The following is a 13,650-nucleotide window of genomic DNA, read 5'->3' as shown; positions in this document are numbered from 1 at the left end:
GTCAGAAGCTATCCTCTTCTAGTTTAGACTGTATGTCTATGAGAACCTTGTCGATTTGGTCAGATTGACCTTTGACGAGATCAAGCATTTTTTTTGTTTCTTCATACGATCTCTCTACATCAAAAAGCTGAATGATACCCTGGATATTGGTGATAGGTAGACGTAAGTTATGTGCATTCATAAAGGCATATTCCTCCAACTTCCTATTTTTCTCTGTAAGCTCCTTCGTTCTTTCGGAGACGGTTTGTTCTAAGTTTTCATTCAGACGATTAAGGCTCTCATTATAGGCATGAAGTTCATCTGCTTGCTGCCCTATTCTTTCATTTTTTTCTTCAAGTTCTTTTGTACGAAGTGCAACGATATATTCTAATTCTCTTTTTTGGCGCTTAAGTTTGGCTGTTCTTAGCTTGTATAAACTAAAGCCTACACCAAATACGCCAACAACCAACAAAAGCTTGGCCCACAAAGTAGACCACCAAGGGGGAAGAATCTTTAGCCTTATACTTGTTCCCTCTTCATTCCATAGCCCATCATTATTAGACCCTTTAACTCTAAACACATAATCCCCTGGCGGCAAACTCGTATACGAAACAAATCGACGGCTACCAACATAATTCCAGTCCTCTTCCAAGCCGTCTATTTTATAGGCATATTCATTCTTTTCTGGAGATACATAATGGAGCGCCGCATATTCGAACCCAAATACCTGATCATTGTCCGAAAGCTCAATTTGATCTACTCTAGTTATAGATTGATCAAGAAGAATACGACCATCCTCCATTTCACCAATAGGAACAGGTTTGTTAAACAATGTGAAGTTGGTGATAACTATTTTTGGGACATGCACATTGTCTTCCATTTGCTTTGGAAAAAAAGAGTTGAAACCATTGATTCCTCCAAAAAACATTTCACCCTTTTCCGACTTGAACGCAGTTCCCGTATTGAACTCATTACTCTGAAGGCCATCCTCTACATCATAGGTTTTGAAATTTAATATTTCAGGATCAAATCTCGTCAATCCGGCATTTGAACTTATCCATAGTTGATCATTGTCATCAGCTATGATATCGTAAATCACATTATCTGGTAATCCTTCTTTTTCAAAATAAGAAACAAAGGTTTCATCTTCGTCATTCATTTTGCAAAGTCCAACAGAGGTTCCAATCCATAAGGTGTTGTTTCTATCTTCATATATAGAAAGTACAAAATCGTTACTCAAACTCTTTGGATTACCAGGCTCATTTTTGTATGTCGTAAATTGCTTAGTGTTAGGGTCAAACCTGGAAAGGCCGCCCCCATAAGTCCCAAGCCAAATGACGTCAGATTGATCAATATACATGGCGTATATTCTGTTGCTTATGAGGCTATTGGTGTTTCCAGGCTCATTTTCATAGCTTATAAAGCTTTCGCTTTTGGGGTCAAAAATATTAAGTCCACCACCATTTGTACCTAGGCATAGATTGCCTTTTTTATCAAATTCGATTATCCTGATATTGTCATTGCTCAGGCTATTATTGTCTTTTGGTTCATGTCTGTAATGAATGAATTTTTCTGTTTTTGGATTAAACTTGTTTAATCCACCCCCATGAGTAGCAATCCATAAAATGCCTGATTCGTCCTCCTTTACATCATAAACATGATTATTGCTGATGCTATTGATATTAAATGGATCATGTTGATAAACTTTGATTTTGTTTTTCTTTCTATCAATTCTATTGAGTCCGCCCCCATCGGTACCTACCCATAAATAACCATTTTCATCCTCAATAATAGGCCTTATATCATTGTGACTGATACTATTTGGATTGTGAGGTTCATGCTTGAAATGGTCAAATTTTTGAATAGATCTGTTATAGATATTAGCTCCACCAATCCAGGTTCCCACCCAGATTGTTTCAGTATGATCTTCATAAATAGAAGTCACTCGGTTGCTGCTCAAACTATATTTATCATCGGCATTTGACTCATACCTTAGAAATGAATTGTTCGTTTCATCAAAAATGTTGACGCCACCTGATTCTGTTCCAATCCACAAGACACCTAAATGATCCTCAAAAAGTACAGTAACATGGTTATCCCCAATACTTGTGATGTCTGCTGGGTCATGCTGAAAAACTTTCAGTTTTCCTGTTTTGGAATTGAGGCGATTAAGCCCCCCAGATTCGGTCCCAATCCATATCATACCATTTTTATCTTCAATCATGCTTAGCACACGATCATCACTTAGGCTTTCTGAATCTTGGTTTTGACTTCTATAGTGGACAAAGTTTTTTTTGTCATTGATCATCCGGTTGATCCCCCCTCCTAGGGTGGCTACCCATAATTGATCATTGTTATCTTCAATAATGGCGGTAACTGTATTATGACTTAAACTGGTTTCGTCTTCTTGAATATTTAAAAATCTAGTAAATGTCTGATTTTTAGGATTAAACTTATTCAATCCGTTTTCGGTTCCGATCCAAATAGCCCCGTCCCTAGTTCCTGCAATACAATAAATTCTATCATTGCTTAAGGTATTGGCATCATTTGCATCATATAAGAATTGTTCAAATTTTTGAGAATTTAGATCAAACCGATTCAGTCCTTTATCCGTTCCAATCCAAAAAACATCATCAGTCTCTTTATAAATTACATTAACAATATTGTTGCTCAGCGCGGAGGTATCTCTTGAATTTTCAAAAAAGACTTTGATATTGTAACCATCATATTTATTGAGACCATTCTCAGTCCCAAACCACATAAAGCCCTGATTGTCTTGAACAATGCTATTTACTGTACTCTGTGAGAGGCCATCTTCCAGCGTCAAATGATTAAACCTTACGTTTTGACCAACGGTCTTTGATGAGGTAAATTTCTCGGAGTTTGTATTTTGAACACTCAGGCCGGACCGGATCGGAAAGGACAGCAGCCATAGCACACAGAAATACTTTATACTCTTCGAAGTACTAAAATTAATTTTCTCAAGGTGCATCATCATTTTATTTCGATTCGAAACTAGAATAGGTCGGTAAAATGATTGATAATTAAAATACTGCTTACCTAAAATAACCAAATATTATGGGAAGCTTGTCAACCTTGACGCATTATTTAAAATACAAAATTTACACCATGTTAGAATTGTACCAGATTCATGGTAAACGTTAGAAAACTTGTTATTGAAAACAGAACCTTAGCATAGATTTACGGCATGTCAAATTTATACTTCTATCCTATAGGGTCATCAACAATAGTGAGCACAAAAAGAAGAAAACAGCAATAGCTAAGTTCCAGATAGCATAAGCTGCTACCGAAATGATCATCATAAATCCGCCTATATGGAATGGTCTTTCATCAGATTGGAAGGAATTGCTGAACATGCGCAACAAAAGCACTAACGTTATCCCAGCATAAGGGAGCCATGGGGCATGAAAACTCAAACTGGAAACAATCAATTCAATACATATAAATGTCATAATCACCTCTGCAGGAAGGAGAACTGCCATCCTTTGAAGGAAACGATGGGCCACCTGCCCCAGCCCGAGCTGAATAGGCTTAATTTCTATGTTTGATAGCCTCAGTATGAGACTTGGGAATTTTACTCTTAGACTTTCTTTCATGACGTTTTCAGTTAAAAAACTTCATTACAAACATGTCTATAGACGTAAGCTCTTTCAAGGTGAAAATCCACGTATTGGGTACGGGAAAATTCCCGTATTTCAAGAAACTTCATCAAAAAATCGCAATACGGGAAATTTCCCCTTACATTAAGGTGATAAAGTCCTTAGCATTGTCAGATGTCTGAAACTTTAATCATGAATAACCAAACCATGACCGAACATTCGCCTCACTCCTCTCAAGAAATCACCATTGGAATGGCTGATGATCAACAGCTCTTTCTCAAGTCCTTAAGCACACTAATCAATCAATTCAATCACTGTCAAGTAATCGTGGAAGGCATGCATGGTAAAGACTTATGGGACAAACTTGAGCGACTTCCCGACCTTCCAGATATTGTGTTGCTAGATGTAAATATGCCAGTCATGGGTGGAATAGCCACTGCTCAGTCATTGGCCAAAGCCTACCCCGGCTTGAAGCTGGTAGCATTATCTATGAAGGATGATGATTCTACCATTATCAGTATGCTCAAAGCTGGTTGCTGTGCCTACTTGCTCAAAGACATTCATCCGGCTGAGCTGGAATTGGCCTTAAAAGAGATTCATGAAAAAGGATTCTACAACGCTGACGCCGATAATATAAGGTACAGGAGAATGCTCACCAATGAACTATCGGATACAGCCGAGCTTTCAGATATGGAATTGACTTTTTTGCAATATGCCTGTAGTGACCTAACTTATAAGCAGATAGCTGATAAAATGAACAAGGCAGTGCGAACCGTAGACGGCTATCGGGAATCAGTATTTCAAAAATTCAAAGTACAAAGCCGTGTGGGCATGGCCATGGAGGCTATTAGAAGAGAATTAGTAACTATTTAAATAATTTATAAACCTAAACAATTAATAATCATGAGCAAATGGATTCAGTTATCAGGAAATCTTTACGATAAAGAGAATCGTTCTAATGAAGTAAAAATCACAAGAGAACGTGGTACTTATTTTCTTAATCTCAAAGTAGAAATTAAAACCAACGACGAATTACCCGCAACTTCAAACACTAATAAGCGGAAGCACCAAGACAATTACAGGAAAATTCAATTGGATCAAAATATTATTGGAGAGCCATCAGTTGGCGAAGTTGTTATGCACAAGAATGACGTTGAAAATACAAATGGTGTTACTTTGACAGTATCAATGAATGCAATTCCAAAAGTCCCACATTTTGGAAGTAATCCAATCGCAGGTGAGCCTGATAGTACAAAAAAGAGTTAATCGAGTATATCCAAAACATAAATCAATTCTCCCCATCTACTTGATTTCATAAAATCTGATTTCCAAATATGGGACTCTAAATTAGTTTCAGAATCATTGATGTTATGCACTTCGATCGGTACTGGGGAGATAGTTGAAAATCCATTACATCCGTCTCTTGAGAGATAGCTATTACTCCCATCCTTTCTAAAGAATATAACTATTATTTTAGTTAGATAAGTCAGAAGTTTATCCAACAATACTATTTCATCCTCCGTTAAGCTAAGACTTTTTTTCTGAAATTTTGATTCTCTCATATTCTTAAGGACCGAACCTAAATCAACAAAACGCTTTTGAGGACGGGTTGGATCTGCCTCTTTGAAAAAGCTAATAACATGTTGAGATTGGCCATTCCTTACTCTTGTGATCAGCAATTCAGCCAATTCATCTAAATCATTTGAGAAATCATATATATCATCTAATGATGATAGGTTTACGCATGATATTTGAAGATTGGATTTCGGTTTTTTTTTCTCAAATCGCTGTATCACAAACTCACCAAGTTCCTTAGCATTTATTTTTTTTTTCTGATTCACATCAGTTGCCAACTTTGAAAAAATACCTTCATAATCATATTCTCCAAATTCCATAAATGATTGTGGTGCAACCAAATAATCAACGTGCTCACAAAGAGCGAAGCCGGTATCAAACATTTGCATGTAACAATTCATCATTATTAATAGATCAATTTTATTTGATCCAAATGCAATTTTGATAGCATTGGCTAATTCTCTCATTTCAAGAATTGGCACAGTTTTACTGTCTTCATTCACACCACCTTGTCCAATTCCATGAAAAATATTAAACCCATTTCCATGATCCCATGTGAATAGCAAATAGTTTTTAGCCTTATACTTGTTAAGAACAAACCTCTTAAAGAAAAATGACACATCATCGGCATGAGTGATATCAAAGTCTTCCTTTTCCCCTATACAACGTAACCTATTTTCACTATGAACTTCTCCTTGACTAAACTGAAAAAACATAGTCGTAAAAACTACTTTGCTATTTGGATCGACAAAGTGCTCATCCAATTTGAATAATGCATCAAGATAAAATCGATTAAAATTGATACAGAATACTACTGCTATATGCGGATCAAACGATGTATTTTCTATTTTTTTAAGGAGTCTTATTAACCTTTTTGTATCTTCCGATTCAATAGATTTTGCAAGAAAGAAAACCGTCCATTCTTTTTTTGCTGAATTATGCATATTTATTTTTTGGTTGATTTGAATTCATTCAAACTACATATCAGTATACTACTTTGTGTTTTTTATACAGTAAGTAATTCAAAGGGTCAAGAACTTAGACCAACTAAACTCAACGAATATAATCAAAATCAAGGCCTCGCCAGCGAATATATAACTAAGACTTTGGTTGACTCAGAAGGATTTTTATGGATAGGAACGCAAGAAGGGCTTAAAGTATTTGACGGGAAAGAATTTCTAGATTTATCGGACAAATTATCAAGCAAAGTCGGTAATAGCTTAATTCAGGATATTTGCCTTGATAAAAAAAGGTCTGTTTTATGGGTTTTAGCAACATATTCTAACCCTGTTGCCATTGATGTAAAATCTAGAACTTGCAAAACAGTTCTAAGCAAGGATAGTAAGGGTCAGGATTATTCATCTGTTTGGACGCGAAGCATCGACTTGAAAAATGATATTCTTTGGATTGGTGGTGCAAATACTTTTTCTCTTTACGATGTTCGAAGGGATTCATATCTTGACATAAATAAAATTGAGAATAACCTTAATAAAAATAGCGGATACAATATTTCAAAAATAATTCATGACAAATCAGAACAAACTTGGGTTTTTAATGAAGGAAAAAGCATTGAGTTAATCAGTCGATCCAGAAATAGTATTGAAAAAGTTGAGCTCGAAAACATTGCAGAAAACACATTGTTCCGAGATGCTATTGCCATAGAGAACTCGGTTTATCTCGCATCCAATACTGGTCTATTACATCTAAGTACAGGTAGCATCGAAAATCCCCCGGAACAAATTTTGGATATACCTACAGTTTTAAGCGAATCAGAGGTATTAGATTTGGAATTAATCTCGACAACTGAACTGTTAATCTCAACTACAAATAACATACTTTTATACAATAGAAAAACACAAGAGGTTTCATCTTTTTTTCCTGAGAATAAAGAATTTGAAACGTTACAGAATGTATATAGCCTCCAACTTGATAAGCAAAAAGGCCTAATCTGGTGCGGAACCCAGTCAGGTTTATGGTCTGCAAACTATGACCAATCCCGATCATCTTTTTGTTTTCAAGCATTTACGAATCCAACATTTACAAATTTATATTCCATCCTTCCCTTTAAGGAAAACTCTGTCTATTTAGCTGGAGAAAATGGGATTTATCATTTTAATACCCAATCACAAAACGTTAGTGTAGTAGATTCAACTAGCCTGAATTTTTTATTATTTTCAGATAATCAAAATAACTTATTTGCTTCTAACTCTCAAAGTTTAAATAGTCTTGATGACAACTACAAATTTATCTCTTCACAAGAGAGAGAAGAGGTGCCTAAATTACTTAGTAGAGATATTTTTAATGCTGCTGTCAATTTTAATGATTCATTAATTATTCTTTCAAGCATTATCCAAAAGGGAATCACTATATGGAACTTATTCAGTAAAGAAACAACAACTTTTCACGGGGATTCTTTGAATAACAAAATCAAAGGGTTAGGAAAAATAAATAATTTATTCAAAAGTAAAAATGAAGAGATTTTGATTGTTACAGATAGGTCGGTTATTAGCTTTGATCCATTACAGTATTTGTACTCCACCCATCAAATTCAAAAACCAGATACTAAGGAAGTAATTACCAATTTCATGGACATGAACGAATCTCCAGACAGTTATTTTATTGGCTCCTATGGACAAGGCTTGATTGAAACCGACAAGCAATTTAATGTCAAGAGAGTCTATACCACCGAAGATGGACTAAGTAACAACTGCATCTATCGCATCTTCAATATCAATGATGAAAAAATGTTGATGACCACGAACAATGGCTTATCCATTCTGAACTTGAAGACAAAAAAGTTTAAAACTTATTATGAAGGAGATGGTCTACATGGCAATGGATTCGAGCAGTTCTGCGGCTACCAAAAAGACAATAAAATCTATGTCGGTGGACCAGGAGGATTTACCATTGTAAATACCGACCTCCTTCCCGATTCGTGTATAGCCCCTATTCTCTATCCTACCGGTATCACCATCAATACACATGATGGTAAGATTGACAGTACCCATCTCGAAATGACCTCGTTCATCATTCCCAACAATGCTTTCAAAACCACTTTGAAGTTTGTGTCCCCAGACTACAAAAACCCAGATCGAATGAAGTATCGTTATAAAATTGATGAATTGAGTGAAGAATGGGTAAATCTCGGTAATCAAAATTTTGTAGACTTGATTGGCGTGAACCCTGGGGAATATCACTTTGAAGTAATAGCCACCAACTCCGAAGGAACAGATAGCGAACCCCTAAAGATGACTCTGAATTTTCTACCCAAGTGGTATCAAACCATCTGGTTTAAAATTTTGCTGCTACTGCTTGTGGCTGGACTTGTCTATCTGATACAGCGTTATCGAATGATTCAGCTCAGAAAGCAACAACTCATTAGAAAAGAGATTGCCAATGATTTGCACGATGACATTGGCAGTACACTTAACTCATTAAAAATATTCGCACACCTGGCGCAAACCGATACCAACAACAAAAGTCATATCGAGCAGATAGAAGAATCTGTATCTGAAGCTACTGTTGGACTACGAGATATGATCTGGGTATTGGAGGACGAACAAGATTCTGTCTATGAAATCATGGAAAGAATCAAGAAGTTTGCTTCTCCCATTTGTATGGCGAATAACATAGAGTTTGTCTCAACAGTAAAGGCAACCTCAGAAAAACCTGTCCCCAAAAAAATCAAACGTAACATCTTCTTGGTGGCCAAAGAGTGCATCAACAACAGCGTGAAGTATGCTGAATGCACTACGATCAAGGTTTCATTCGAGTATGCTCAATCCAAACTTAGGCTTATCATAAAAGATAACGGCAAAGGTTTTGACTACGATAATGTAAACATGGGCAAAGGTTTGGATAGTATGCAATACAGGGCCAGTCAAGTTCGATTTGAGTGTCAAGTGAAATCTAATCCTGGCAAAGGCACCACAACCGAATTTGTAGGAATAATTGATTAATAGTTTGAGGCAAACTCACTTTCACTCTTCTCTCTCCTATCCCAGGTAGTTTTTTAAATTAATATAATCTGCATCCCTACTTGACATTTTCTAAACCTACGCAAAGTAATGGTAGGGAAAAACTGTCTCTGATCGTCTAATTCTAAAGACATGTTACCCATTTGTTGACCCTCATGGGAGGCAATAGAAACAACAATGTCGAAACTTTGCACTAATAATAATACCAGCAGCAGCATATGAAAAATTCAAACCTTCGTTTTGTTTTTTTATTACTTTCATTGGCCATTTCAATTACTGCAACAGGTCAGTACGCCATGACAGAGACGGGCATCACTATCACCTTTGATGGAGTAAATGCTTCAGTGACCAATCCTTTGGAGTCCGGTGCAGGCACGCTTGGACAACTGGATTCTGATCTCTGGGCCATCGACCTAGACGACGACAATGACTTTGATATGGGTGGTGACAATACCGGAGGATTTGGATCCAACTTTGCTGAAGGTGAAAACTTTACAGCGGACAATGGCGATTGGTCGGATCACGGCTCAGCCGAAGCATTTTTCTCTTATAACTATGACTTTGGAGGGATAAACTCAAATTTTCCCGCGATAGGCATGGCTGTAAGTGGAAATAGTACATTTAATAATCAGGACAATTCTTTAATTACCAAAATAGAAAATACTTCGAGTCTGGAGTATACAGATCTTGAGCTTTCGTTGGATGCCTATTACTACTATGTTTACTTCGGTTGGTATGGTGTTCCAGGGTTATTCAATTTAGGCATTCATTATCATATCAGTGCAACAGATATTACAACTGATTTATCATCTGCGACATGGACTGAAATCACTACACTTTCTAAAAACAATGAAACCACCGACGGTTGGAAGCAATATCCAGGCACAGATCTGGAAATCAATGGTATATCCATTGATCCGGGAGAATACTTGTATTTAAAATTTACATTTAGTCCAAACGGTGAAGCAGCTAACCCTGATCCTGCCTTGGCTATTGACAACATCGCCGTAACTCCCGTAGGATTTGGAGGCACAGATGCCACTACGAGTCTTACCATAGACGAATCAGCTTCAACTACCACCCTTGACCCGCTTGCCAACGCTGCTGAAGTGTTTAGATTCGATATTGTAGACGATGGAGCTTCGGACGGCTATCCCACTACTTTTTCGGAGTTAATCATTGAAGAGGGCACCAGTGATGGTATAAATGATTGGACGGACTTGTTCGAAACAGTAACCCTGACAGATGAAACTGGAGGCGGCAGCACCACAGCTACAATTGGTACCAATACCCTGACTTTTTCTGGATTGAATTACGCATCAGCTACTGACATGGGGTTTGTAACAGATGGTGCCAGTAAAACCTACTCGCTGACCATAGATTTTGTGGATACCTATACTGGCTCTCAAACCATAGACAATGAGTTACTGCAATTCCTTGTAAAATCAGAAAACATCGAAATTGAAGGTGTTTCTAGTACTTTCCTCACGGCCAATCAAATAGAGACCAGCTCGTCTAATAATGCAATGGATGTGACCGCCAGTCTTCTGGAGCTTCAGGACGAACCATCTGTGGTTGGTACCGGAAGTACGTCCGACGTGTATTTTGGATTGACGATATTGACAAAAGATGCAGCAGGACACCTTGATGAAGATGTGAGTAGTACCTTGACCATTACAGAAGCTACCCAAACGCTACAATCTGGAAGTTTAACGTTTACCGCGGGCTCGTCAACAGTCAATTTCGCCGCAGGGATTTACACCTTCACTGATCTCTACTTTGATACCTCAGGTGGCTACACGATTTCGTTCTCCTCAGGAGCAGGATATACAGGGACAAATTTTGCCATAACAGCGGCTACCTCCTGGCGGTCAGCAGCAGATGGCGATTGGGGCAACAGCTCAGGTACAGTGTGGGAATATTTCATAGATGGTGCAGGCTGGACTACCGCCGCGACTAATGAGAATCCGAATGCCACTGCAGCCAACGTAGGGCCTATCTATATCAACAATACTGTAGCCATAGAAACCACTGGGTATAACAGCGACCAACTCTATATTAATTCAGGTGGTGTTTTGGATGTAAACAACACCTTCACTATCAATGAAGATGGCACCAGTTTGGAGGATCTTACCATTGAAGATGGAGGCACATTGGATGTAGAAGCTGCTATTACCATCACAGGAACATTTTTAGTAAAGGAAGGCAGCTCAATTGCTGGAGGTGGCATTATTACCTCAGGTACAGCAGACTATATTGTCGATTTTGGAGAGAGTACGAATGGCTATTGGGAGACCTACAGTGTTCTAAGATATACGGCGGACGCAACCATTGCTTTAACTGCCAACACTACCTTTTTCCCAAATGCTTCTAGCTCTCAATATCCGCTTTTCGAGATCACTGCTATTAGATATAAAGATTTGTCTAATGGAGGGTTTACGCATACCATCAACGGCATTGTGTATTACACAGATCCGGACAGAATGGATCTGGGTACAAATAATTATATTCTTAGAAACGGTATGATATCAGAGCCTGGCTCTGACTTGCAATATGAAAATATCACTTCTATGCCAGGTGACACCCTCTTCTTCAGCGGAAATTTATATTCTGGTGGGGGTGAAATTGATGTTGACATCTCTTCTTCTGCTCCGTCTGTCATTCAATTGTTAGGAGATGTAACTTCTAGTAGTAATGATAGATTGAATTTTGATGTTCAATCAAGTGGAACACTGGTCCTTGGCGATTATGATTGTGATTTTGGTGATTTTACGTTTCAAAGTGGCTCCACTATAAAAGTATCCAATACGCAGGGATTTGGTGCTGATCAGTTTGCTGGAGCAGATGCATTGGTCATCAACAATGGAACCATTTTTCATTTCAATGGAACTGCCGCACAGGCTACTGGTTTTGGAACGCTAGATGGTGGGACTACTTCGGTAGCAGACATTGTTGTAGATAATTCTGCTGGTCTGACCTTAGATAGTGATATTACTTTGACCAATGGGTTGACTTTCGAAGAAGGAATTTTCACCGCTCAACCCAGTGCTCCAGGTGTCCTGTCGGTTTCGTCAACCATAAGTTTTACAGGACAATCGTCATCTGCTCATATTCAAGGTCCCGTTTCTATTGCATCCTATTCGAGTTCAAAATTCATTCCTATTGGTGCTAATGATGCTGGCACAGACTATTATAGGCCATTGATTGCATATCCTGCTTCGAGTATGACCGTAATAGCAGAATATACGCGATCTGATCCTAATGCAATTAGTGGCACATTCGACACGGATGGCACGCACAACCCACAAGCCTTGACTACTTCCGGATACTATACCATCACCTTTGGTTCTACCGGAACAGCTGATATAGCCTTATATTTCGACGAGTCTGCGGATGCCATTGCCGGTAGTGATGATTTGGTCATAGCCAAATATGATGTTTCTGCTGGAGAATGGATAGGTTATGAATCTGTCTCTTATAGTACAGACTATATTTTAGCGACCGTGACTATAGATGATTTGGCAGATGTTAACTTTACCATAGCATCGGTGACGGGGTCTCTTTTACCAGTAGAGCTCATACAATTTACTGCAGAAACCAATAGCCAAAAAGTTTATTTAAACTGGATCACAGCTTCAGAACTCAATAACGATCGTTTCGAAATTGAGCATAGCGTAAATGGAGTTGATTTTGACTTGATTGGTCAGGTGAGTGGATTTGGTACCACCAATGAACGACAAACCTATTCCTTCACACATCACAACCCATCTTTATATGCTAACTACTATAGATTGAAACAAGTGGATTATGATGGCGCTTATGAATATAGTACTACTGTTGCCGTGAATTTGGCTTTCAACGAGCGGTCTCTTCAAATACTCGGAAACCCGATCTCTGAGGGGAAGTTAAAATTCACATTTACAGATTCATCTGATCCAATAGTGAAGGTATTAAATCTTTCTGGAAGGAAAGTTGAAGGTATTGCCAAGCATTCGTCAGGCAGTAGGTTTGAGATAAATGTTTCACATTTGCTGCCAGGCGTATATATGCTATTCGTGAATGAAGAGGTGCAACGGTTTATTGTTTTCTAATAGAGAGACTTAAGAAGGTAATGCAATTCTAGCTTCAGAATACAAGTCATACACTGCGATTAATGCTTCCTGACCCGTGGCGTATGGATATAGTTCATAAGATGCTATGGCATTACGATCCTCTATGTATATGGGTAAATACATTTCCTCCAAGGCATCCCAAACAACAAGCAGAAAAGTATAACCAATTTTGCTTAGCCGCCCTTTTTCCAACCAATTCTCAAATTCTTCTTCTTCTAGCGATTTGGGATAATATGAACCGTCAAACATAGTATTCGCATTTGTCCTTTGTAATTTTTAAAGCAAGATAGATCAGAGTAATTGTTTGAACCAAATGATTTAAAACTTACATTTGGATGAGGAATCTATAAGATTATCCACCTGTCCAAAATTTTGATTCACTATATT

8 protein-coding genes are annotated in these 13,650 nt (G+C 37.9%); 4 read left to right on the top strand and 4 right to left on the bottom strand.

Annotated features, from left to right (window positions below):
• Position 1: 1 nt before the first annotated feature.
• Entirely contained in the window at positions 2 to 2,977 is a 2,976-nt protein-coding gene (locus ACO6S2_RS12245) for a ligand-binding sensor domain-containing protein (RefSeq protein ID WP_422358841.1), read from the bottom strand.
• Positions 2,978 to 3,209: 232 nt separating this feature from the next.
• On the bottom strand, positions 3,210 to 3,596 hold the full coding sequence (locus ACO6S2_RS12240) for a hypothetical protein (RefSeq protein ID WP_422358840.1): 387 nt from the start codon (positions 3,594 to 3,596) through the stop codon (positions 3,210 to 3,212).
• A gap of 195 nt (positions 3,597 to 3,791) precedes the next feature.
• Between ACO6S2_RS12240 and ACO6S2_RS12235 the strand changes: the two genes are divergently transcribed.
• Positions 3,792 to 4,472: a response regulator gene (locus tag ACO6S2_RS12235; protein ID WP_422358839.1), complete on the top strand. Its 681-nt coding sequence runs from the start codon at positions 3,792 to 3,794 to the stop codon at positions 4,470 to 4,472.
• Positions 4,473 to 4,502: 30 nt separating this feature from the next.
• On the top strand, positions 4,503 to 4,865 hold the full coding sequence (locus tag ACO6S2_RS12230; RefSeq protein WP_422358838.1) for a hypothetical protein: 363 nt from the start codon (positions 4,503 to 4,505) through the stop codon (positions 4,863 to 4,865).
• On the opposite strand, the gene ACO6S2_RS12225 is transcribed toward ACO6S2_RS12230, so the two are convergent.
• Positions 4,862 to 6,118 carry a clostripain-related cysteine peptidase gene (locus ACO6S2_RS12225; RefSeq protein WP_422358837.1) on the bottom strand — a complete coding sequence of 419 codons (1,257 nt, stop codon included), beginning with the start codon at positions 6,116 to 6,118 and terminating at the stop codon, positions 4,862 to 4,864. The two genes, ACO6S2_RS12230 and ACO6S2_RS12225, sit on opposite strands and share 4 nt — an antisense overlap.
• On the opposite strand from ACO6S2_RS12225, the gene ACO6S2_RS12220 reads away from it, so the two are divergent.
• Positions 6,113 to 9,133 (top strand): triple tyrosine motif-containing protein, encoded by a 3,021-nt coding sequence (locus tag ACO6S2_RS12220; RefSeq protein WP_422358836.1) that lies wholly within the window; start codon positions 6,113 to 6,115, stop codon positions 9,131 to 9,133. The genes ACO6S2_RS12225 and ACO6S2_RS12220 overlap by 6 nt on opposite strands.
• Positions 9,134 to 9,369: 236 nt before the next feature.
• A complete protein-coding gene (locus tag ACO6S2_RS12215) occupies positions 9,370 to 13,242 on the top strand; it encodes a hypothetical protein (protein WP_422358835.1) in 3,873 nt (1,290 codons plus the stop codon).
• Positions 13,243 to 13,251: 9 nt separating this feature from the next.
• Here the strand turns inward: ACO6S2_RS12215 and ACO6S2_RS12210 are convergent, their stop codons facing one another.
• Positions 13,252 to 13,512 carry a hypothetical protein gene (locus ACO6S2_RS12210; RefSeq protein WP_422358834.1) on the bottom strand — a complete coding sequence of 87 codons (261 nt, stop codon included), beginning with the start codon at positions 13,510 to 13,512 and terminating at the stop codon, positions 13,252 to 13,254.
• Positions 13,513 to 13,650 lie beyond the last annotated feature (138 nt).

The sequence above is a fragment of the Reichenbachiella sp. genome, from assembly GCF_965233835.1.
Lineage (GTDB): Bacteria > Bacteroidota > Bacteroidia > Cytophagales > Cyclobacteriaceae > Reichenbachiella.
The sequence above is the reverse complement of the archived record's forward strand: the minus strand, read 5'-3'. Positions and strand labels throughout refer to the sequence as shown.

Excerpts from the sequence above, each read along its gene's own strand:
- ACO6S2_RS12225 (WP_422358837.1), bottom strand. The coding sequence starts at position 6,118 with ATGCATAATTCAGCAAAAAAAGAATGGACGGTTTTCTTTCTTGCAAAA.
- ACO6S2_RS12245 (WP_422358841.1), bottom strand. The coding sequence starts at position 2,977 with ATGATGATGCACCTTGAGAAAATTAATTTTAGTACTTCGAAGAGTATA.
- ACO6S2_RS12220 (WP_422358836.1), top strand. The coding sequence starts at position 6,113 with ATGCATATTTATTTTTTGGTTGATTTGAATTCATTCAAACTACATATC.
- ACO6S2_RS12210 (WP_422358834.1), bottom strand. The coding sequence starts at position 13,512 with ATGTTTGACGGTTCATATTATCCCAAATCGCTAGAAGAAGAAGAATTT.
- ACO6S2_RS12240 (WP_422358840.1), bottom strand. The coding sequence starts at position 3,596 with ATGAAAGAAAGTCTAAGAGTAAAATTCCCAAGTCTCATACTGAGGCTA.
- ACO6S2_RS12230 (WP_422358838.1), top strand. The coding sequence starts at position 4,503 with ATGAGCAAATGGATTCAGTTATCAGGAAATCTTTACGATAAAGAGAAT.
- ACO6S2_RS12215 (WP_422358835.1), top strand. The coding sequence starts at position 9,370 with ATGAAAAATTCAAACCTTCGTTTTGTTTTTTTATTACTTTCATTGGCC.
- ACO6S2_RS12235 (WP_422358839.1), top strand. The coding sequence starts at position 3,792 with ATGAATAACCAAACCATGACCGAACATTCGCCTCACTCCTCTCAAGAA.